We start from the raw sequence: 22002 nt of genomic DNA, 5'->3' as shown, positions 1-22002 counted from the left end.
CCTGTTGACATTCAAAGTGGTGCCGCTAACACTGTGAACGTTCACAGCCCCGCCCCAAGGGAGTTACCCCCGATGAGAGTGAAGTTCGCCGTCGCCGGCGTCCTGGCCCTTAGCCTCCTCGCCACCGCGTGCGGATCCTCCGGCGACGACGAGTCGCCGGAGACGACGCCGAAGGCGCAGGGCAAGGTCGAGCTGTCGTTCTGGTCCTGGGCACCCAACATCGAGAAGATCGTCGCCAAGTGGAACGCGTCCCACCCGGACGTCCACGTCACCTTCAGCCAGCAGGCCAACGGCGACGACCTCGCGACCAAGATCCTCACCGCGTCGAAGGCGGGCAACGCCCCCGACGTGTTCCAGGCCGAGTACCAGGTCCTGCCGACCTACATCAGCAACAACGCCGTCGCCGACATCGCGAAGGAGGCGGGGGACCTCAAGAGCAGGTTCGCCGACGGCGTCTGGTCCCAGGTCACCCTGGGCGGCGACGCGGTCTACGCGATCCCGCAGGACTCCGGCCCGATGATGTACTACTACCGGGCCGACCTGTTCGAGAAGTACGGCCTGAAGGTGCCCACGACCTGGGACGAGTTCGCCCAGCAGGCCGAGATCCTGCACAAGAAGGACCCGAAGAAGTACCTCACGAACTTCTCCGCCGCGGACGCGGGCTGGTTCACCGGCCTGGCCCAGCAGGCCGGGGCCTCCTGGTGGTCGCCCAGCGGGGACACCTGGAAGGTCGCGGTCAACGACGAGGCCACCAGGAAGGTCGCCGGCTTCTGGAGCGGCCTCGTCCAGAAGGATCTGATCGACAAGCAGCCGTCCTACACGCCCAAGTGGAACAAGGCCCTGGCCGACGGCACGCTGCTGTCCTGGCCGAGCGCCGTGTGGGGACCGGGCGTCCTGGCGGCCAACGCGCCCAAGACCGCGGGCAAGTGGAAGATCGCTCCGCTGCCGCAGTGGGCCGCGGGCGAGAACAAGACCGGAAGCTGGGGCGGCTCGGCGACGGCCGTCTCCGCCGGTTCCAAGAACAAGGCCGCTGCGGCCGCGTTCGCCGCCTGGCTGAACACCGACTCCGAGGCGACCACCGACCTGGTCAAGGAGTCGGCGGTCTACCCCGCGGCGACCTCCGCCCAGACCGGCCCCGCCCTCCAGAGCGCGCCGGAGTTCTTCTCCAACCAGCCCGACTTCTACACCGTCGCCGGGCAGATCGCGGGCACCGCGCAGGGCTTCACCTTCGGGCCGAACGTGAACGTCACCTACAGCGCCTACAAGGACGCCTTCGCCAAGGCCATCGCCTCCGGCGGAGCCTTCGACGGGGCGCTGGACCAGATGCAGACGAGCACCGTCGACGACATGAAGAAGAACGGCTTCAAGGTCTCCTGATGACCGTCGCCGCCAGCCGGCGGAGGAGGGGGCGTACGGCCGCCGTGCCGTACGCCTTCCTCACCCCCGCCATCGTCCTGTTCGTGGTCTTCTGCATCGTCCCGATCGGCTACTCGGTCTACATGAGCCTGCGCAAGGCCCAGGTCAAGGGCCTGGGGCTGCGGCCGGGCGACCGCACCGAGGTGTTCGCGGGAACCCGGAACTACGCGAACGCGCTGAAGGACCCCGAGCTGATCCACAGCGTCCTGCGGGTGCTCGGCTACGGGCTGATCGTGGTCCCGATGATGCTGGGGCTCGCGCTGCTGTTCGCGCTCCTCCTGGACGGCACCCGGGCGCGGCTCGTCAGGTCCGCCCGGATCGCGATCTTCCTGCCGTACGCGATCCCGACCGTCATCGCCTCGCTGATGTGGGGCTTCCTGTACCTGCCCTCGGTGTCGCCGATCGTCGATCTGCTGGGCGGGGCGGATCTGTTCGCGCCGTCCACGGTCCTCTACTCGATCGCCAACGTGGCGGTCTGGGGCGGCACCGGTTTCAACATGATGGTCATCTACACCTCGCTGCGGGCCATCCCGTCCGACCTCTACGAGGCGGCCCGGATCGACGGCGCCTCCGAGCTGCGCATCGCGTTCCGGATCAAGATCCCGCTGATCGTCCCGTCGCTGGTCATGACCGCGGTCTTCGCGATCATCTCGACCCTCCAGGTGGTCAGCGAGCCGATGGCGCTCAAGCCGCTCAGCAACTCGATCATCAGCACCTGGAGCCCCCTGATGAAGGTCTACACCGACGCCTTCGAGCGCGGCGACCTGTACAGCGCGGCCGCCACCTCGGTGCTGCTGGCCGTGGCCACCCTCGTGCTGTCCTTCGGCTTCCTGCGGCTGGTGGGCGACCGGGCCTTCGCCTCCGAAGGAGGATCATGACCACGACGCTGACGAGGGAACGCCCGCACGTCCGCGCGGCGGGGCGTCCCAGGGTGCGCCGCCGCGGTGGCGGGGCGGTCCCCACGACGATCCTGCTGCTCGGCGCCTTCTACATGCTGCTGCCCGTGCTCTGGGTCGTGGTGGCCTCCACCAAGAACCTCGGGGAGCTGTTCGACAGCTCGGCGTTCACCCCGAGCGGCCACCTGTTCGAGAACCTGAGCAGGCTGAGCTCCTACCGGGACGGCGTCTACTGGCACTGGGTCGCCAACTCCGCGCTCTACGCGGGCGGCGGCGCGCTGCTGTCGGCCGCGGTGTCGGGGATCAGCGGGTACGCGCTGGCCAAGTTCCGCTTCGCGGGCAAGACGGCGCTGTTCAACGTGCTGCTGTGCGGCGTACTGATGCCGCAGATCATGCTCGCGATCCCGCAGTACCTGCTGCTGTCGAAGCTCGGGCTCGCCGACACCTACGCCTCCGTGCTGCTGCCGCAGATCATCAGCCCGTACGGCATCTACCTCGCCCGCATCTACGCCGGGGCGGCGATCCCCGACTCGGTGCTGGAGGCCGCCCGCATGGACGGCGCCCGCGAGTTCCAGATCGTCCGCAGGGTCGTGCTGCCGATGATGGCGCCCGGCCTGGTGACGGTCTTCCTGTTCCAGTTCGTCGCGATCTGGAACAACTTCCTGCTGCCGTTCATCATGCTCGGCGACGACACCAAGTTCCCGGTCACCGTGGGACTGTTCACGATGATGAAGCAGGGCGCCAACCAGCCCGCCCAGTACACGCTGATCACGACCGGCGTGCTGCTGGCGATCCTGCCCATGATCGCTCTGTTCCTGACGCTCCAGCGGTACTGGCGGGTCGATCTCGGTTCGGGAGCCGTCAAGGGATGATCTCGATTCGGGGGATGATGACATGGTGACGCAGAAACGCCGCCGCCCGACCATTCACGACGTGGCCGCCGCATCGGGGGTGTCGCGGGGGACGGTCTCACGGTTCCTGAACGGCGGTCACAACGTGAGCCCCGGCGCGGCGAAGGCGATCCAGAAGGCCGTCAAGGACACCGGCTACGTGGTGAACCAGCACGCCAGGAGCCTGGTGACCAGCAGGTCCCACTCGGTGGCGTTCATCCTCGCCGAGCCGCAGGAGCGGCTGTTCGAGGATCCGAACTTCAACGTGCTGCTGCACGGGGCGACCCGGGCGCTGGCCGAGCACGACATCATGCTGCTGCTGACCATCGCGGGCAACATCGACGACCGCAAACGGGTCAGCCGCTACATCACCTCGGGGCACGTCGACGGGGCGCTGCTGGTCTCGTCGCACTCGGGCGACCCGCTGATCGAGGAGCTGCGCGGCCAGGACATCCCGGTCGTGACGATAGGGCGTCCGCTCGGCCACGAGGGCGACGTCCCCTACGTGGTCTCCGACGACCGTGAGGGCGCCCGGCAGATGACCCGGTACCTGATGGACCGGGGCGGCCGCAAGATCGCGACCATCACCGGCGCGCTCGACACCTCCGGCGGCGTCGACCGGCTCCAGGGCTTCCGCGAGGTGGCGGGGCACGGCGCCCCGGTCGCGGAGGGCGACTACACCCTCGCCGGAGGGCGGGCGGCGATGGAGCGGCTGCTGGCCGCCCACCCCGACCTCGACGCGGTCTTCGTGGCCTCCGACCTGATGGCGTCGGGCGCGCTGATCGCGCTGCGGGAGTCGGGCCGCCGGGTCCCCGAGGACGTGGCGGTGGGCGGGTTCGACGACTCGCCGGTCGCGATGTCCACCGCGCCGAAGCTCACCACGATGCGCCAGCCGTGGACCCAGCTCAGCCGGGAGCTGGTCCGCCTGCTGCTGGCCGTCATCGACGGCGCCGAGCCGAGCGCGATCATGCTCCCGACCCAGCTCGTGGTCCGCGACTCGGCCTGAGCCCCTCACATGGCGGCGGGGGCGGTGGAGTCACGGATGACCAGGCTGCACGGCATCCGGTGGACGCCGGGCGTGGCCTTGCCGTCGATCGCGGCGAACAGGTGCTGGGCCGCGGTCTTGCCGAGGAACTCCAGGTTCATGTCGATGGTCGTCAGCGGCGGCCTGGTCTCGGTGGCCAGCACCTCCCAGTTGTCGTAGCCGACGACCGCGACGTCGTCGGGGATCCGCCGGCCCCGCTCCCTGGCCGCCTCGACGAAGCCCGCGGCGATCTGGTCGCTGCCGCAGACCACGGCGTCGATCTCCGGCGAGGACCGGAAGACGATCTCCGCGGCCTGGCGTCCCCAGCGCTGTGACCAGACCCCGAACAGGGTCTCGCCGCACTGCTCCAGGCCGGCCTCGGCGAGGGCCGCCCCGACGCCCGCGGCCCGGTCCACGGCCGCCCGGTAGCCGGTGGGCCCGGTGATGTGGGCGATCCTGCGGCGTCCCGAGGTCACCAGGTGCCGGACGGCCAGCCTCGCCCCGCCCACGTCGTCGGGGACGAACGACACGTCCCGGGGGTCCTCCGACGGCGCGTAGGCGTAGACGACGGGCACGGGCAGGTCGCGGCTGAGCGAGGGCCGGGCGTTGGTGCTCTGCCCCACCACGATCAGGCCGTCGACCCTGCGGTCCAGCAGGGTCCGCAGATGGTACTGCTCCCGGATGGAGTCGCCCCTGGCGTCGCACAGGAGCACGGCCATCTCCCCGGCGCCGAAGGCGTCCTCGGCTCCGAGCAGCACCGGAATCCCGAAACGTCCGACGCTGTCGCTGGTCAGCAGCCCCACGGTGCGCGACTGCCCCGACAGCAGGCTGCGGGCCAGCGCGTTGGGACGGAACCCCAGCTCCTCCGCCGCCAGCAGGACCCGGGTCCTGGTCTCGGCGCGGACCTGGGCCCGGCCGTTGATGGCCTTGGACGCGGTCGCGATCGACACCCCGGCACGGGCGGCCACGTCGGTGATGGTCGGAGGGCGCTGCGGATCCACGTCGAAACCCTTTTCTGTTCCTGAAAAATTTCCCCATTGACGAGCTTTGCGGGCGAGCCTACGCTACCGAAAACCTTTTAGGTAGTTTTCGGTCGGGGGACACAGAGGAGAAGAGCATGAGAGTCCGATCACCCCGACGCCCCGGCATCGCGGTCACCGCGGTGCTCTGCGCCACCGCCCTCGTCGCGGCCTGCGGCGGCGGGGAGAAGGCCGAGAAGCCGGACGGCCCGGTCACCGTGACCGTGTGGACGAGGGCGGCGACGGAGACCCACACCAAGGCGCTCGCCGACGCCTACAACGCCGCCCACCAGGACAAGATCCAGGTGACGGCCTATCCGAACGAGGACTACCCCGCGAAGATCGCGACGGCGGCCGGCGGGCGGAATCTGCCCGACCTGTTCGCCTCCGACGTCGTGTTCGCGCCCAACTACGTCGCGCAGAACCTCTGGCAGGACGTCACCGACCGGTTCGCCGCCCTGCCCTACAAGGACAAGGTCGCCCCCGCCCACATCAAGGAGGCCACCCAGGAGGGCAAGCTGTACGCGGTCCCGCACACCGTCGACATCTCCGTCCTGTTCCTCAACCGGGGCCTGTACAAGAAGGCCGGGCTCGACCCCGACAAGCCGCCCGCCACGCTCAAGGAGTTCGCGGCCCAGGCCACGACCATCCGGAAGAAGGCCGGCGGGAAGACCTACGGCACCTACTTCGGCGGCAACTGCGGCGGCTGCAACGTCTTCACGCTGTGGCCGTCGGTGTGGGCGGACGGGGGCGAGGTCATGAACCCCGAGGGCACCCAGAGCACGGTCGACGCCCCGCAGATGGCCGCGGTCTTCGACCTCTACCGCAAGCTCTACGCCGACGGGGTCGCCGCCCCCGGCTCCAAGGACGAGAACGGCACCACCTGGCTGGGCGCCCTCCAGTCGGGGAACATCGGCGTCGCGCCGGGACCGTCCGCCTGGCTCGGGCTCCTCCAGGACAAGGGCATCGACGTCGGCGTCGCCCCGATCCCCGGGGTGAACGGAGGCAAGACGACCTTCGTCGGTGGCGACGTCATCGGTGTTAGCGCTACCAGCAAGCACGCGGCCGTCGCGTGGGACTTCCTGGCCTTCACCCTGTCCGACAAGGTCCAGGCCGACCTCCAGGCCAAGAGCAGGTCGACCGTCGCCCGCACCGATCTCACCGCGACGGACCCGAGGGTCCAGACCATGAACGAGATCATGGCGCTCGGCCGCACCCCCTACGCGCTCAAGTTCAACGAGTCCTACAACGACTCGCAGAGCCCCTGGCTGAAGACCCTCCGCGACGCCCTGTTCGGCAGCGACCCGGCGAAGGCGCTGAAGGACGGCGCCGGGACCATCACCGCCTCGCTGAAGCAGTGACGGGCCCGTGAACCTGCTGGAGATCCGCAAGATCCCACGCGTGACCGCCGCCGGGCCCCGCGCCCGGCGGCGGTCGCCGGACCTGATCGGCCTCGTCTACGCCGCCCCCGCCGCCGTCGTCGTCGGGCTCTTCTTCCTGGCGCCGCTGGTCCTGGTCGTGTGGATGTCGCTGCACAAGTGGCCGCTGCTGGCGGCCCCCGCCTTCAACGCCCCGGACAACTACACCCGGATCGCCGACAACAGCCTGGTCGCCGACGCGATCCTGTTCACCTTGCGGTACACCGCCGTCGTCACCGTGCTGCTGTTCACGGTCTCCTTCGGGCTGGCGCTGCTGGTCCAGAACCGCCGCAGGGGGGTGGGGATCTACCGGGGCGCCTACTTCCTGCCCGCCGCGGTCGGCTGGGCCACCGCGACCCTGCTGTTCTTCGGGCTGCTCAGCGATCAGATCGGGCCCGTCAACGGCCTGCTGGAGAGCGTCGGGCTGATCGACGAGCCGGTCTCCTGGACGGCCGGCGACCCCTCGGTGGCCTTCGGCTCGACGGTCGTCCTGGTCATCTGGCGCTGGGCCGGCTTCAACATGATCATCCTGCTGGCCGGGCTCCAGTCGATCCCGGTCGAGCTGTACGAGGCCGCCAGGGTCGACGGGGCGAGCCCCGTCCAGGCGTTCCGGCGGATCACCCTGCCGATGATGCGGCCGACGATCGCGCTGGTCCTGTGCCTCATGGTGACCGGCTCGATGCTCGGGTTCGAGCAGTTCTACATCCTCACCAGGGGCGGTCCCGGCAACTCCACCACCTCGGTGGTCATGGTCATCGTCCGGGAGGCCTTCGTGCGGTTCGACCTCGGCTCGGCGGCGGCCCTGTCGGTGCTGGTCCTGGTCGCGCTCGTGCTGCTGAACGCGCTCCAGTTCGCCGCGATCAGAAAGAGGGACTCGTGAGACGTCCGGCGTTCCATCTCGGCTCGGCGTTCCTCGCCGCGCTGTTCGTCCTGCCGATCCTGTGGAGCGGCTGGTCCTCGGTCCGGCCGGGCAGCGGGTTCAGCCTCGACAGCTACCGCCGCCTGGCCACCTACGGGGAGGGGGTCGGCGTCTACCTGACCAACACGGTGCTGCTGGTCGTGCTGACCGTCACCGGGACGGTCGCGGTCTCCACCCTGGCCGGATACGCCTTCTCCCGGTTCGCCTTCCCCGGCCGGCGGATCCTGTTCGGCCTCATCCTGGCGATCCTGATGGTCCCCTATCCGACGATCCTGATCCCGCTCTACGTACTGCTCGGCAAGCTCGGCCTCCAGGACTCGCTGGTCGGCCTCGCCCTGGTGATGATCATGTTCCAGCTGCCGTTCGCGGTGTTCATGATGCGCAACTCCTTCGCCGCGGTGCCGCGGGCCCTCGACGACGCCGCCCTGATCGACGGCTGCGGCAGCTTCGGGGTCCTGATGCGGGTGCTGCTGCCCGCGGTCGCCCCCGGCCTGGTCACGGTCGGGCTGTTCGCCTTCCTCGCCTCGTGGAACGACTATGTGGCCCCGCTGATCCTCATCAGCTCCGACGAGCGCTTCCCGCTGCCCGTCGCGATCGTCAACATGCGGCTGCACGACTTCGGCGCGGTCGACTACCCGACCATGCAGGCCGGGGTGATGTTCATGGCCGCCCCCTGCCTCGCGCTGTTCCTGGTCCTGCAGCGCTTCTACGTCCGTGGATTCATGTCAGGAGCACTGCGTGGCTAGTCCCGTCATCCCGTCCACCGGGGTCCTCGCCCCGCTCGGCCTCGACGCCGTCCGCCTCACCCCGGGGTTCTGGGGAGACCGGCGCGAACTCGCCCGTGAGGTGATCATCGAGCACTGCCTGGAGTGGATGGAGAAGCTCGGGTGGGTGGGCAACTTCAGGGGAGGGCCGAGCCGGGGCAGGGAGTTCGCGGACTCCGAGGTCTACAAGCTGCTCGAGGCGATGGCCTGGGCGGACGATCCCCGCTTCGACGAGCTGGCCGCGGTCGTGGTCGCCGCCCAGGAGGACGACGGCTATCTCAACACCCGCTGGAGCGGCGGCCGCTACCGCGACCTGGAGTGGGGGCACGAGCTGTACTGCCACGGCCATCTCCTACAGGCGGCCGTCGCGCGGTGGCGCACGTCGGGAGAGGGGCCGCTGACCGACGCCGCGCGCAGGGCCGCCGACCACGTGTGCGCCCGCTTCCTCGAGGGCACGGAGGCCTGCGGGCATCCGGAGATCGAGATGGCGCTGGTCGAGCTGTACCGTCTGACCGGGATCGAGCGGTATCTGGAGATGGCGCGCCGGTTCGTCGAACGCCGGGGGCGGCGCGCCCTGGCCGACGTCGAGTTCGGGCGGTCCTACTTCCAGGACGACATGCCGGTCAGATCGGCGTCCGTGCTGCGCGGGCACGCCGTGCGCGCCCTCTACCTCTCCTGCGGGGCCGTCGACGTGGCCGTCGAGACCGGCGACGGGGAACTGCTGGCGGCCGTCCGGCGGCAGTGGGACCGGACCGTCGAGCGCCGCACCCATCTGACCGGCGGCATGGGGTCACGGCACTGGGGGGAGTCCTTCGGCGACGACCACGAGCTCCCGCCCGACCGGGCCTACGCCGAGACGTGCGCCGCCGTCGCCTCGGTGATGCTCTCCCACCGGCTGCTGCTGGCCACCGGCGACGCCCGCTACGCCGACCAGGCCGAACGGACCCTCTACAACGTGGTCGCCGCCTCGCCCGCACCGGACGGCCGGTCGTTCTTCTACACCAACCCACTTCAGGTCAGGGTCCCCGGACGGCCCGCGCAGGGCGTCAACCCCCGCGCCACCGGCGCCCTGCGGGCCCCCTGGTTCTCCGTCTCCTGCTGCCCGACCAACCTGGCCCGCACCTTCGCCTCGCTGCCGGCCTACGTCGCGACCGAGACCCCGGACGGCGTCCAGCTCCACCACCCCACGCCCTGCGAGATCCGGCACGACGGGCTCACCCTGCGGGTCGAGACCGACTACCCCTACGCGGGGACGGTCACCGTCCACGTGCTGGAGGCACCCGCCGAGCCCCGGCGGATCGCGTTCCGGCTGCCGCCCTGGGCGGCCGGGGTCTACGTCCCCCATCAGGACCGGCCCCGGGTCTGGTCGCGCGGCGAGACCTTCGCGGTGGAGCTGCCGATGACGGCCCGCTGGACCAGACCCGATCCCAGGATCGACGCGGTCCGCGGCTGCGTAGCCGTCGAACGCGGTCCGCTCGTCTACTGCGCGGAGTCGCCCGGAGACGAGGACCGCCTCGCCGAGATCTCCGTCGATCCGTCCGCGCCGCCGATCGAGCACGCCATCGCACCCGACCGGGTGGAACTCGAGGTCACCGCCCGCCATCTCTCCGGCGGGCCCGTCGGTCTCGGCCTCCTGCCCTACCACCGGTGGGGCGAGCGGGGCCCCGCCACCATGCGCGTCTGGCTCCCCGCCGGCTGACCCCGGCGACGTCAGACGCCGGAGACGCCGTCGAGGGCGTGGGAGCAGACGCAGTCGCGGGCGGCGGGCAGGGCGGCGACGGCGTCGAACAGGACCGTCCGCAGGCGGTCGACGTTGCGGGAGAAGGCGGCGAGGACCTCCGCGTGGGTCACGCCCTCGCCCTGCTCGACGCCGGCGTCGAGATCGGTGACGAGGTTGACGGAGGTGTAGCAGAGGGCCAGCTCGCGGGCCAGGACGGCCTCGGGGTGGCCGGTCATCCCGACCACCGACCAGCCGTTGCCGGAGAACCACCGGGACTCGGCGCGGGTGGAGAAGCGGGGGCCCTCGATGACCACGAGGGTGCCGCCGTCGACGGCGTCCCAGCCGGCGCCGTCCGCCGCGGCGAGGACGGCCCTGCGGCCCTGCGGGCAGTAGGGATCGGCCATGGAGACGTGCACGACGTCCGGCACGGTGCCGTCCGCCAGCGGGCGGCCGTCGTAGTAGGTCTGCTCGCGGGCGCTGGTCCGGTCGACGAGCTGGTCCGGCACGAGGAGCGTGCCGGGCCCGTACTCGGCCCGCAGGCCGCCGACGGCGCACGGGCCGAGCACCTGCCCGACTCCGAGCGACCGCAGCGCCCACAGGTTCGCCCGGTAGTTGATCCGGTGCGGCGGCACCTTGTGGTCGCGCCCGTGCCGCGGCAGGAAGGCCACGCTCCGGCCGCCGGCCTCGCCGACGAAGACCGCGTCGCTCGGCGCCCCGTAGGGCGTCTCGACCCGTATCTCCTTCAGCCCGTCGACCAGGGTGTAGAGCCCCGACCCGCCGATGATCCCGATCTCCGCACTGTCCTTCACTGGAGAGATTCTAGATCGTGAACGCGATCTTCCGCGCGGCTGGGGTGGATATCCGCCCCATGATCGCCCTAACGTGTCAAAACAGTTTTACTGGAGCAAAGTGGGGGTTATCGGATGTCAATCCTGGTGGCGGACGAGGTACGGACGGCGCTGGCCGAGGGGGCGCCCGTCGTCGCCCTCGAGTCGACGATCATCTCGCACGGGCTGCCGGAGCCCCGCAACCTGGAGGTCGCCAGGGAGCTGGAGCGGGTCGTCCGCGAGCAGGGGGCGGTGCCCGCGACCGTCGCCGTGCTCGACGGTGTCGCCCACGTCGGCCTGGACGAGGCGCGGATCGAGCGGATCGGGACCGACAGGAGCCTGCGCAAGCTCGGCTACCGGGACCTGCCGCTCGCGCTCGGGTCCGGAGCGAGCGGTGCCACCACCGTGTCGGCCACCGCGTTCCTCGCAGCGAGGGCCGGGATCCGGGTGTTCGCCACCGGCGGGCTCGGCGGCGTCCACCGCGGCTGGATCGAGACCTGGGACGAGTCCGCCGACCTCGCCGTCCTCGGACGGACCCGGATCACGGTCGTCTGCGCCGGGGTGAAGTCGATCCTCGACGTCCCCGCGACGCTCCAGCGGCTGGAGACCCTCAACGTCTCCGTCGCCGGATACCGGACCACGACCTTCCCCGGCTTCTACCTGACCAGCTCGGGGGAGCCCGTCGACTGGACCCTGGAGGCCCCCGAGGAGGTCGCCGCGGTCATGCGCGGCCAGGACGCCCTCGACGGCCCCGCCGCCGCCCTGGTCGTCGCCAACCCGGTGGCCGAGACGGAGCAGCTCGACCCCGCCCTGCACGACCGGGTGCTCGCGGACGCGCTGGCCGCGGCCGACGCGGCGGGGATCACCGGGCAGGCCACCACCCCGTTCCTGCTCCGCTACCTGGTCGAGCACACCGAGGGGGCCTCGCTCGAGGCCAATCTCGCCGCGGTCCGCGGCAACGTGGGGCTCGGCGCGCGGATCGCCGTCGCGTGGTCGCGATGATCTCCCTGCTGGTCATCGGGGACGTCGTCACCGATGTACTGGCCCGGCACGGCGACGCGCTCGAGCCCGGCGCCGTGTCCGACACCCGCGCCGACATCTCGGTCCAGCCGGGCGGGTCGGCGGCCAACACCGCGGCCTGGATGGCCTCGCTCGGCGCGTCCGTCCGGCTGCTGGCCAGCGTCGGATCCGACACCGGCGACTGGCACCGCGACGTGCTCCTCGCCGCCGGGGTGAGCCCGGTCCTGCGCGTCAGACCCGACCAGCCGACCGCCACCATCGTGGTGATGGTGGAACGCTCCGGCGAGCGGACGATGCTCGCCCACCGGGGCGCGGGCGCGCTGCTCGCCCCGGACGACTGGGACGACGGCCTGCTCACCGGGGTCGGTCATCTGCACCTGTCGGGCTACCTGCTGTTCACCCCCTCGGGCCGGGCGCTCGCCGACCTGGCGACGGCCCGGGCGAGGTCACGCGGGCTGACGGTCAGCGTCGATCCGGCCTCGACGGGGTTCCTGCGCGACTTCGGTCCCGCGGCCTTCGTCCAGGCCACGGCGGGCGCCGACGTGATCCTCCCCAACCTCGACGAGGCCCTGCTGCTCACCGGGGAGACGACGGCCGAGGCGGCCGCGCTGGCCCTCTGCGGCTCCTACGGCCTGGCCGCCGTCAAGATGGGCGCGGAGGGGGCGGTCGCGGGCCGTCCCGGCCGGATCACCGCCCGGGTGCCGGGGGCGTCCGTGACCGCCCTCGACTCGACCGGAGCGGGCGACGCCTTCGCCGCGGGCTTCCTGCTGGCCCACCTGTCCGGAGCGGACGACGACGCCGCCCTCACCGCGGGCTGCGCCAGCGGCGCGGCCGCCGTCACCAGGGTCTCCGGACGCCCCTGAGCGCGCGTCAGAGCTTCGCGGTGATGTCCGGGACGCGCTGATCGGGGTCGCGCGGGATCCGGACGTACCCCTCGGACTTCGGCCGTGCCGGGATCTCGATCTTCGGCTCGGGGACCTCGCTGTAGGACAGCGTGGACAGCAGATGGGCGATCATGTTCAGCCGGGCCCGGCGCTTGTCGTCGCTGTCGACCTCGTGCCAGGGGCTCTCCGGAAGATCGGTGTGGAGCATCATCTGGTCCTTGGCCCGCGAGTAGTCCTCCCAGCGGGAGATCGACTCCAGGTCCATCGGGGACAGCTTCCAGCGGCGCAGAGGGTCCTCGGCGCGGTCCCGGAAGCGGCGCTCCTGCTCGTCGTCGCTGACGGAGAACCAGTACTTGCGCAGCAGGACGCCGTCCTCGAGCAGCTGGCGCTCGAACACCGGGCACTGGCGCAGGAAGCGCTCGTACTCGTCGTCGGTGCAGAAGCCCATGACCCGCTCGACGCCCGCCCGGTTGTACCAGCTCCGGTCGAACAGGACGATCTCCCCCGCGGCCGGGAGCTGCTCGACGTAGCGCTGGAAGTACCACTGGCCGCGCTCGCGGTCGCTGGGCTTCGGCAGCGCGACGATCCGCGCGACGCGGGGGTTCAGGTACTGGGTGACCCGCTTGATCGTGCCGCCCTTGCCCGCGGCGTCCCTGCCCTCGAACAGGACGACCAGCCGGACGCCCTCCTGCCTGACCCATTCCTGGACCTTGACCAGCTCGGTCTGGAGCCGCAGCAGCTCCGCCTCGTAGGCCTTCTTCTTCACAGTGGAGGACATCGGATCTCCTCAGACGGTGGCGGGCAGGGTGTCTCGGCGGGTGTGCATCCAGGGGTCGGTGAGCAGATGGTGGGCCGGGGCCGCCTCGTGCAGCTCGTACAGGGCGTCCATGACGGCCTTCAGCCGCGGCGGGGTCTCCCGCAGCTCGGCGTCCATGACGGTGTCCTCGGACACGAAGTAGAGCAGGTGGGTGTAGCCGTCGTCGGGATGGAAGGCCAGCGTGGACCCGAGCAGGTCGGGACGGGACAGCGCCATCTCCTTCTCCTGGGTCCGCAGCAGGGTGGCGAGCATGGTCGCGTCCCTGACCCGGCCCTGGACGATCTGCACGTATCCGGCATGATCGATTCCGGCCGGGTCGAGGGCCGACACGTGGACCGTGCGGCAGTTGGTGAAGGTCGCGTCGCCGCCGAGCCCGGCGGTCATGTCCCGCCACCAGCGGCGCCGCCCGGGACGCCCGGACTCCAGGATGGCCTTCTGCTCCGATTCGAACCGTTCCACGGTGAGGAAGGTCCCCTCGGCGGTCACCCCTCCGGTGCACCCCAGCCAGCCGACCGAGGTGGATCCCAGCGTGTGGGCCCAGCGGTAGCTCGCGGCGCGCAGGGCGTCGGCGTCCTCGGCGGGCGCCTGGATGACCTGTATGAACATGTCCCCATTCTTCCCTACGCCCACCCCGATGGAAATGTCGGGACCACCCGGCGCCGTCCGTCCCATGATCGTTTGAAACGGGAGGAGCGGGGCCGTCTGCGACGGCCCCGCTCCGAAACGAGCCCCTGGTTACGGAAGCGCCGGGTAGGCGTTCTGCATGAGCTGCTGGAACTGGGCGGAGAACCAGTGGCCGGACAGCGGGGCGTTCGGCAGGGAGCCGGTCAGGCTGTTGCCGTTGCGGATGTTGCCGGTGTAGGTCGGGTCGCACATCCGGTCGAAGCCCTTGCCCTCGTCGTTGGCGATGGCGGAGCTGGCGCCGTCGGACTCACCCGGCGGCTTGATCCAGACGTAGGCGTCGAGGCCCGCGGCGGGAGCGGCCTTCGGGCGTTCGCCCAGGCCGGCTCCGCTCTGGTTGCACCAGTTGCCGGCGTGGATGCGGCGGTCGATGCGGGAGTCGTTGATGAAGGTGTCCATGACGGTCGACGTGCTCGGGCCCGTGGGACGGTTCGCGCCGCCCCAGCCGTTGCGGGAGGTGTCGATGAGCATGCCGATGCCGGCCGGGAAGCCGCTCGCGATGAGCTTGGTCCGGAAGGCCTGGGCGAAGGTGAGCTCGTCGACGTAGTAGTTCCAGTCGACCCACTTGGACTGGCGGACGGTCTGCCCGTTCACGGTCGAGTTGATCGTGAAGTAGGGCTCGGTCAGTGCCGAGTAGTTGGCGGTGTTGGTGATGAACCCGTCGACGCTGGCGGTCCCGGCGGTGGTGCCGGCGGCCGTCGAGGCGATGAGGGTCGCGGTCGGCCCGAAGTTGGTGTCCCAGCCGATCCAGCCGTGGTGGGCGGCGTCGATGTAGGTGTAGACGTTCGGGATGGCGTGCAGCTTGTTGAGCGCGTACTGGATGCCCTGCACGTAGGCGCCGGAGGTCTGGGCCTCCTGGCAGGCGGGGACGTTGAGGTTGGTGATCAGGTTGGGCAGCGAGTCGATCTCGATCACGGTCGCGATCCGCAGGGCCGCGTACTTCGGGTCGTTCATGATCGCGGCGATCGGGTCGATGTACTCGGTCTTGTACCGGGCGAGGCCGTTCTCGGAGATCTTCAGCTCACCGTTGGAGGCCAGCGCCGAGCAGTCGCGGTTGGGCAGGTCGTAGATGACGAACTGGATCGTCACCGGGGCCGTGCCGTTGGCCGCGTCCTGGGTGAGGGCGGCGTCCAGGTGGGCCCGCAGCCCCATCGAGGAGCTCGAGCCCGCGATGGCCGCGATCCGGTCGAGCCACACGCCGGTGGAGGTGTTGGCGATCCGGGAACCGCCGGGCTCCGCGGTGGCCTTGGCCTTCCACTCGGGGTTCACATAGCCCGTCGCGTTCGCGTACGGGTTCTCCACATGGTCGCCCACCGGCGGCGTGGTGGTGTCGTCGTCGTCCTCGACCGCGGTGACGCTCACCGAGGTCAGGCCCGCCGACGCGATCGTGAAGATCCGCGAGCTGTCGTCGTTGTCGGCGTCCTGGGCGGCCGCGACCGTGACGTTCTGCGCGGTGTTCCAGTTCGCCGGGGTGAAGGTCAGGCTCGAACCGCCGCCGAGGGTCAGGTCGCCGTCGCCGGTGCCCGCCGAGGTGGTGACCGTGACGTTCGCCGACGGCTGCGACTGGAGCTTGACGGCGTAGCTCGCGGTGCCGCCCTCGGGGACCGTCAGGGTCGTCGGAGTGACGATCAGTGACTGTGCCGGGGTGGTGTCACCGCAGGTCACGCCGTTGAGCTTGAAGGTCGCCGGGTCCACGTTGGTCCCGGTGTAGCTGCCGTTGAAACCGAGCCCGACCGATGCCCCCGCGCCCAGGGAGGCGTTCCACGACATGTTCTTGGCGCTGACGTTCTGCCCGGACTGGGACCAGTCCGCCGACCATCCGCCGGTCACCTTCTGGGTGCCGGCCCAGGTCCAGGTCAGCTCCCAGGCCGACAGCGCGTCGCCGGTGTTCTGCACCGTGACGTTGGCACCGAACCCGCCGCCGCCGTCCCAGGTCTTCGTGTAGATGACCTTGCACGAGGTCGCGGCCGCCGCCGGTCCCTCGACGAGGGCCACGCCCCCGGCCGCCAGCAGCGTGAACGCCGCCGACGCCGAGAGAACGCGTCTCACCTTCATTCCTTCTCCTCTTCGGGGGTGGGTGTTCACAGGGACCGGAGGTGGTCCCGGTAGCCGATGCCATAGGCGGTCGGCGTCCCGTCGAGCCCGCTGATGAGGGCGGGTCCCGACGAGCAGTTCCAGGCGTTCCAGGTCCAGGCCAGATAGCCGATGCCGCGGGCGTCGAGCCACGCCATCAGGCCGTCGATGTAGCCGTGGCCGCAGTCGTTCTCACCGATCTCGGTGGCGACGAGCGGGACCTGGGCGGCGACAGGGGCGATCGTGCTGCTCCAGCAGTCGGCGGCCGCGCACCAGTTGAAGTTGTAGGAGTGCCACGACGCGCCGAGGTTCCCGGCCGGATCGGTGGGCTTGTTGGCGAGCCAGCCGCTCATGTCGTTGGAGTAGCTGGTGCCCGCGGCCAGGACGACGTTGGTCGCGCCCGCGCCGCGCACCGCGTCGAGCAGGTCCTGCATCCCGGCGGCCTCGTAGGTGAGGCCGGGGCAGGCCGTGCCGCCGTCGCGCCAGCACTTCCACGACTGGTCGTAGCTCATGACGCCGAGGTTGTTCGGGTAGGGCTCGTTGAACAGGTCGAACACGACGGCCGGGTCGTTCTTGAAGGTGGTGGCGACGCCCGTCCAGAACGAGGGGGAGTAGCGCATGTCGGGCATCGGCTTCTGGCAGGCGGCCTGCTCGGTCGCGCAGTGGTTGTCCTGGCCGGTCCAGGTGCCGTTGCTCCAGTGCAGCTCGAGGATCGGGGTGATCCCGTTCTCCTCGAGGATCGCCACGTAGTCCTTGACGGCCTTGATGTAGTTCGCGCCGGCGTACTCGGGCTTGATCCCGGCGACCCCGAGCCAGCAGTCCTCGTTGAGCGGGACCCGGACGGAGTTGGCCTTCCACGAGGCGATGGCCTTCACCGAGGCGTCGTCCATCGCGCCCTCCCAGATGCCGTAGCCCTGGACGCACATGAACTCCCCGCCCGAGCGGTTGACGCCCCGCAGGGTGACGGTCCTGCCGTCGGCGTCGACGATCTTGGCCCCGGACACGTGCAGCGCGGGGGCCTTGCCCGTCGCCGGAGGCGGAGTGGTCGGCGGAGTGGTGGGTGGCGTGGTGGGCGGGCTGGTCGGGGGAGTCGTGGGGACGATCCCGTTACAGGTCACGCCGTTGACGCTGAAGGCGGTGGGGTCGGTGTTGGTGCCGGTGTAGGTGAACTGGCCACCGGGCGAGACCGAGGCACCCGCTCCCACGGAGCCGTTCCAGGACTCGTTGACGACCGTGACGTCCTTGCCCGACTGGCTCCACTTCCCGTTCCAGCCACCCGAGAGCGCCTGGCTCCCCGCATAGGAGTACTTCAGCGTCCAGCTCGTCCACGCGTCGCCGAGATTGGTGATCTTCACCGTGGTGGTGAAGCCCGAGCCCCAGTCGTTCTTGGTGTACTCGGCCTTGCACGCGGTGGCGGCCGCCGCGCCGGAGCCGATCGTGACGGCTGCGAACAGCGGTCCGACCAGCGCCAGCACGGCGGCCAGTACCCATCTGCTTCTCACGGGACGTCCCTCCGGGTCGATGCGTCAAGATCATGGGAGCGCTCCCACACTCCCGAACGAGGAGGAACGTAACCCGCGGCAGGAGTCCGGGGAACGCCGTTTTCAAACTTTCATCGGGCCCTTGACAGGGTGACCGGGCTCACAGATTCTTGGGAGCGCTCCCACAGCACCCTTGCGTTCCGGCGCGGCCGAGCCGCCCGGAATCACCCCCAGAAGGGACTGTCGTGAGCATTTCCAGCTTGAGCACGGCCTCGCCCACCCTCGCCCAGGTCGCCGAGTTGGCGGGCGTCTCGCCGGCCACGGTCTCCCGCGTGCTGCGGGGCTCCGCACCGGTCAGCGCGCATGCCAGGGCCAGGGTCGAGCGGGCGGCCCAGCGGCTCGGGTACGTCCGGCACCAGGGCCGGCCGGACCGGACCGGATCGGTCGCCGTCGTGATCTGCGACGAGGCGGGCCGCGTCTTCTCCGATCCCTTCTACGCCCGGCTGCTGTGGGGGGTGAACCGCGCCCTGCGGGGCGGGCCCCAGCTCATGGTGCTCTGGGCGGGCCGGGCCGAGGACTGGGGGGCGGTCGGCCGCTACCTGCGCGGCGGCGGAGCGGACGGCTGCCTGCTGGTCGGCGCCCGTCCCGGCTGCCCGCTCGACGAGCTGCCCGGGGACATCCCGATCGTTCTCGCCGGGCGTCCGGCCTTCGACGTCCGCCTGCCCTATGTCGACGCCGACAACCTCGGTGGAGCGAAGGGCGCGGTCGAGTACCTGGTCGACCTGGGCAGGCAGCGCATCGCCACCATCGCGGGCCCGCAGGAGCTCCGGGCGGGCGGTGACCGCCTCGAGGGCTACCGGAAGGCCGTCGGCGACGCCGGGCTCGCCCAGGTCGTCGCGCACGGCGACTTCCTGCAGGCCTCGGGGGAGCACGCGATGAACCGGCTGCTCGATCTGCACCCCGACCTCGACGCCGTGCTCGCGGCCTCCGACCTGATGGCCCTCGGCGCGCTGCGCGCCCTGCGGCGGGCGGGCCGCCGGGTCCCGGAGGACGTGGCCGTCATCGGCTTCGACGACGGCCCGATGGCCAAGAAGCTCCGGCTGACCACGGTCCGCCAGCCCGTGGAGGAGATGGGCGCCCGGATGGCGGGAGACCTGCTGGCCAGGGTCGCCGGCCAGGCGGGGGCCGCGCGGAGCGTCCTGCGCACCAAGTTGATCGTCCGTGAAACCGCCTAGAAGGAGTGAGATGAGAGTCCGAAGATTCACCGCGCTCGGAACGGGGGTCGGGCTGGTGCTCGGCCTGACCGCCGTCGTGAGCCCACCGGCCCTGGCCGCCCCCTACTGCAAGGCCGAGTACACCAAGAACGACTGGGGTTCGGGGTTCACGGCAGGAATCAAGATCACTAACCTGAGCGGCGTCGCCTGGACGGCCTGGACGCTGAAGTACTCCTATGCGGGGAGCCAGGCGCTCTCGGGTGGCTGGAACGGGAAGTGGAGCCAGTCGGGCAAGGACGTCACGGTCGTCAACGAGTCCTGGAACGGCTCCGTGGGAGCGGGTGCCTCGGTCTCGCCCGGTGGCCAGTTCACCTACACCGGCACCAACACCGACCCCACCGCCTTCAGCGTCAACGGCATCGCCTGCGGTGACCACCAGGCCCCCACCGCGACCCTGACGAGCCCGGCCGCGGGCTCGACCTACACCGTCGGCGACTCCATCCCGCTCGCGGCGACCGCCGCCGCCTTCGACGGCGCGACCATCACCAAGGTCGAGTTCTACGACGACACCACCCTCCTGTCCACCGACACCTCCGCCCCCTACTCCTTCGCCTGGACGACCGCGACGGCGGGAGCCAAGTCCCTCTACGCCAAGGTCCACGACAGCCAGGGCGGCGTCGCCGAGTCCGCCCCCGCCGGGGTCACCGTCGCGGCGGCCGCGAGCGTCGTGGTGACCCCCGCCTCCCTGACGGTCCCGCAGGGCGGCACCGGGACCCTCGCGGTGAAGCTCTCCAAGGCCCCCGCCGCGAACGTGACCGTCACGACCGCGCGCACCGCGGGCAACACCGGCCTGTCCGTGACGGCAGGAGCCTCCCTCACCTTCACCCCGGCGAACTGGAGCACCGCCCAGGACGTCACGATCACCGCCGCCGCCACCGGCACCGGCGACGCCACCTTCACCACCACCGCCTCCGGCTACACGACGGCCACCGCCACGGTCACCCAGGCGCCGAAGGCGGGCGTCTACGAGCAGCGCTTCCTCAGCCTCTACGACAAGATCAAGAACCCGGCGAACGGCTACTTCAGCCCGGACGGCGTCCCCTACCACTCGGTCGAGACCCTGATCGTCGAGGCACCGGACTACGGCCACGAGACGACATCCGAGGCCTACAGCTACTTCATCTGGCTGGAGGCGATGTACGGCAAGGTGACCAGGAACTGGGCGCCCTTCAACGCCTCCTGGGCGATCATGGAGAAGTACATGATCCCCACCCACGCCGACCAGCCGACCAACGCCTTCTACAACCCGTCCAAGGTGGCGACCTACGCCTCGGAGCACCCGCAGCCCACCGGGTACCCGTCCCAGATCGACTCGAGCGTCCCGACCGGCAGCGACCCGATCGCCGGTGAGCTGAAGACGGCCTACGGCACCGACGACATCTACGGGATGCACTGGCTGCAGGACGTCGACAACAAGTACGGCTTCGGCAACGCCCCCGGCACCTGTGAGGGCGGCCCGGCCACGCCGGGACCGTCCTACATCAACACCTTCCAGCGCGGGGAGCAGGAGTCGGTGTGGGAGACCATCCCGCAGCCGACCTGCGACACCTTCAAGTACGGCGGGAAGAACGGCTTCCTCGACCTGTTCATCAAGGACTCGAGCTACGCCAAGCAGTGGAAGTTCACCAACGCCCCCGACGCCGACGCCCGCGTGATCCAGGCCGCCTACTGGGCGAACACCTGGGCCAAGGAGCAGAACAAGGCCGGTGACATCTCGGCGACCGTCGCCAAGGCCGGCAAGATGGGCGACTACCTGCGGTACGCGATGTTCGACAAGTACTTCAAGAAGATCGGCGACTGCTACCCGGCGTCGTCCTGCCCGGCGGGCACCGGCAAGAACTCCATGCACTACCTGCTGTCCTGGTACTACGCGTGGGGCGGCGCGACCGACACCTCCGCGGGCTGGGCGTGGCGGATCGGCTCCAGCCACAACCACTTCGGCTACCAGAACCCGATGGCGGCCTACGCGCTGACGTCCGACCCGGCGCTGGCGCCGAAGGGCGCGACGGCCAAGAGCGACTGGTCGACCAGCCTGGGCCGCCAGATCGAGCTCTACCAGTGGCTCCAGTCGAGCGAGGGGGCCATCGCGGGCGGTGTCACCAACAGCTGGGGCGGCAGCTACAGCCAGCCCCCGGCGGGCCTGCCCAAGTTCTACGGGATGGCCTACGACTGGCAGCCGGTCTACCACGACCCGCCGAGCAACAACTGGTTCGGCATGCAGGTCTGGTCGATGGAGCGGGTGGCGGAGTACTACTTCGCCAGCGGCGACGCCAAGGCCAAGGCGCTGCTCGACAAGTGGGTGCCGTGGGCGCTGTCGAAGACGACGATCAGCGCGACCGGCTGGCAGATCCCCGCGACGCTCAACTGGACCGGCCAGCCCGGCGCGAACTGGAACGGCGGGACGGGCTCGCCGCCCGCCAACACCGGCCTGCACGTGACGGTCACCGAGACCGGTAACGACGTCGGCACCACGGCGGCGCTGGTCAAGACCCTCAGCTACTACGCGGCCAAGTCCGGGGACGTCCCGGCCAGGACCGCGGCCAAGGGTCTGCTCGACGCCATGTGGAACAACGGCCAGGACGCCAAGGGCATCGCGGTCAGCGAGGAGCGCAGGGACTTCGAGCGGTTCGACGACCCGGTCTACGTGCCGCCGTCCTTCACCGGCACCATGCCGAACGGCGACAAGGTCGACTCCTCCTCGACGTTCCTTTCGCTGCGCTCCTGGTACAAGCAGGACCCGTCGTGGCCGAAGGTCCAGGCCTACCTCGACGACCCGTCGAAGGTCCCGTCCTTCACCTACCACCGGTTCTGGGCGCAGGCCGACATCGCGCTGGCGATGGCGGACTACGGCCGCCTCTTCGGCGAATGACACATGGGCC

18 protein-coding genes are annotated in these 22002 nt (G+C 70.4%); 12 read left to right on the top strand and 6 right to left on the bottom strand.

Annotation, left to right across the window (positions count from 1 at the left end):
* Positions 1–72: 72 nt before the first annotated feature.
* The 4 genes from ABD785_RS00810 to ABD785_RS00795 are packed head-to-tail and all read left to right on the top strand — an operon-like array spanning position 73 to position 4208.
* The gene (locus tag ABD785_RS00810; RefSeq protein WP_344821154.1) at positions 73–1377 is read left to right on the top strand and encodes an ABC transporter substrate-binding protein; all 1305 of its coding nucleotides are present in this window, start codon (positions 73–75) and stop codon (positions 1375–1377) included.
* Positions 1377–2294, top strand: coding sequence for a carbohydrate ABC transporter permease (locus ABD785_RS00805; RefSeq protein ID WP_344821153.1), 918 nt, complete (start codon positions 1377–1379; stop codon positions 2292–2294). Before ABD785_RS00810 ends, ABD785_RS00805 begins: the two co-directional genes overlap by 1 nt.
* Positions 2291–3184 carry a carbohydrate ABC transporter permease gene (locus ABD785_RS00800; protein WP_344821152.1) on the top strand — a complete coding sequence of 298 codons (894 nt, stop codon included), beginning with the start codon at positions 2291–2293 and terminating at the stop codon, positions 3182–3184. The genes ABD785_RS00805 and ABD785_RS00800 overlap by 4 nt, the downstream gene beginning before the upstream one ends.
* Positions 3185–3206: 22 nt before the next feature.
* Positions 3207–4208 (top strand): LacI family DNA-binding transcriptional regulator, encoded by a 1002-nt coding sequence (locus ABD785_RS00795; RefSeq protein ID WP_344821151.1) that lies wholly within the window; start codon positions 3207–3209, stop codon positions 4206–4208.
* Between the two features lie 5 nt (positions 4209–4213).
* Here ABD785_RS00795 and ABD785_RS00790 read toward each other — a convergent pair whose 3' ends face one another.
* Positions 4214–5227, bottom strand: coding sequence for a LacI family DNA-binding transcriptional regulator (locus tag ABD785_RS00790; protein ID WP_344821150.1), 1014 nt, complete (start codon positions 5225–5227; stop codon positions 4214–4216).
* Between the two features lie 116 nt (positions 5228–5343).
* Between ABD785_RS00790 and ABD785_RS00785 the strand changes: the two genes are divergently transcribed.
* The 4 genes from ABD785_RS00785 to ABD785_RS00770 are packed head-to-tail and all read left to right on the top strand — an operon-like array spanning position 5344 to position 10045.
* Positions 5344–6606 (top strand): ABC transporter substrate-binding protein, encoded by a 1263-nt coding sequence (locus tag ABD785_RS00785; RefSeq protein ID WP_344821149.1) that lies wholly within the window; start codon positions 5344–5346, stop codon positions 6604–6606.
* Positions 6607–6613: 7 nt separating this feature from the next.
* Positions 6614–7543: a carbohydrate ABC transporter permease gene (locus tag ABD785_RS00780; protein WP_344821147.1), complete on the top strand. Its 930-nt coding sequence runs from the start codon at positions 6614–6616 to the stop codon at positions 7541–7543.
* Positions 7540–8328: a carbohydrate ABC transporter permease gene (locus ABD785_RS00775; RefSeq protein ID WP_344821146.1), complete on the top strand. Its 789-nt coding sequence runs from the start codon at positions 7540–7542 to the stop codon at positions 8326–8328. Before ABD785_RS00780 ends, ABD785_RS00775 begins: the two co-directional genes overlap by 4 nt.
* Positions 8321–10045: a glycoside hydrolase family 127 protein gene (locus ABD785_RS00770; protein ID WP_344821145.1), complete on the top strand. Its 1725-nt coding sequence runs from the start codon at positions 8321–8323 to the stop codon at positions 10043–10045. The genes ABD785_RS00775 and ABD785_RS00770 overlap by 8 nt, the downstream gene beginning before the upstream one ends.
* Positions 10046–10056: 11 nt before the next feature.
* On the opposite strand, the gene ABD785_RS00765 is transcribed toward ABD785_RS00770, so the two are convergent.
* The gene (locus ABD785_RS00765) at positions 10057–10875 is read right to left on the bottom strand and encodes an S-methyl-5'-thioadenosine phosphorylase (RefSeq protein ID WP_344821144.1); all 819 of its coding nucleotides are present in this window, start codon (positions 10873–10875) and stop codon (positions 10057–10059) included.
* Positions 10876–10989: 114 nt separating this feature from the next.
* On the opposite strand from ABD785_RS00765, the gene ABD785_RS00760 reads away from it, so the two are divergent.
* Positions 10990–11895 carry a pseudouridine-5'-phosphate glycosidase gene (locus ABD785_RS00760; protein ID WP_344821142.1) on the top strand — a complete coding sequence of 302 codons (906 nt, stop codon included), beginning with the start codon at positions 10990–10992 and terminating at the stop codon, positions 11893–11895.
* Positions 11892–12776, top strand: coding sequence for a carbohydrate kinase family protein (locus ABD785_RS00755; RefSeq protein ID WP_344821141.1), 885 nt, complete (start codon positions 11892–11894; stop codon positions 12774–12776). The genes ABD785_RS00760 and ABD785_RS00755 overlap by 4 nt, the downstream gene beginning before the upstream one ends.
* 7 nt (positions 12777–12783) lie before the next feature.
* Here ABD785_RS00755 and ppk2 read toward each other — a convergent pair whose 3' ends face one another.
* From ppk2 to ABD785_RS00735, 4 genes are all read right to left on the bottom strand, one after another.
* Positions 12784–13575, bottom strand: coding sequence for a polyphosphate kinase 2 (gene ppk2 / locus ABD785_RS00750; RefSeq protein WP_344821140.1), 792 nt, complete (start codon positions 13573–13575; stop codon positions 12784–12786).
* A gap of 9 nt (positions 13576–13584) precedes the next feature.
* On the bottom strand, positions 13585–14220 hold the full coding sequence (locus ABD785_RS00745; RefSeq protein ID WP_344821139.1) for a hypothetical protein: 636 nt from the start codon (positions 14218–14220) through the stop codon (positions 13585–13587).
* A 129-nt stretch (positions 14221–14349) separates the two neighbouring features.
* On the bottom strand, positions 14350–16350 hold the full coding sequence (locus ABD785_RS00740) for a glycoside hydrolase family 6 protein (protein ID WP_344821138.1): 2001 nt from the start codon (positions 16348–16350) through the stop codon (positions 14350–14352).
* 26 nt (positions 16351–16376) lie between these two features.
* Entirely contained in the window at positions 16377–17870 is a 1494-nt protein-coding gene (locus tag ABD785_RS00735) for a cellulase family glycosylhydrolase (protein WP_344821137.1), read from the bottom strand.
* 224 nt (positions 17871–18094) lie between these two features.
* Here ABD785_RS00735 and ABD785_RS00730 point away from each other — a divergent pair, with 224 nt between their 5' ends.
* Positions 18095–19084 (top strand): LacI family DNA-binding transcriptional regulator, encoded by a 990-nt coding sequence (locus tag ABD785_RS00730; RefSeq protein ID WP_344821136.1) that lies wholly within the window; start codon positions 18095–18097, stop codon positions 19082–19084.
* A gap of 10 nt (positions 19085–19094) precedes the next feature.
* On the top strand, positions 19095–21992 hold the full coding sequence (locus ABD785_RS00725; protein ID WP_344821135.1) for a glycoside hydrolase family 48 protein: 2898 nt from the start codon (positions 19095–19097) through the stop codon (positions 21990–21992).
* The last annotated feature ends 10 nt before the right edge of the window (positions 21993–22002 follow it).

Origin of the sequence: Actinocorallia longicatena (genome assembly GCF_039534125.1) — a bacterium.
GTDB classification, from domain to species: domain Bacteria; phylum Actinomycetota; class Actinomycetes; order Streptosporangiales; family Streptosporangiaceae; genus Actinocorallia; species Actinocorallia longicatena.
This window is presented reverse-complemented; position numbering and strand designations above follow the sequence as displayed.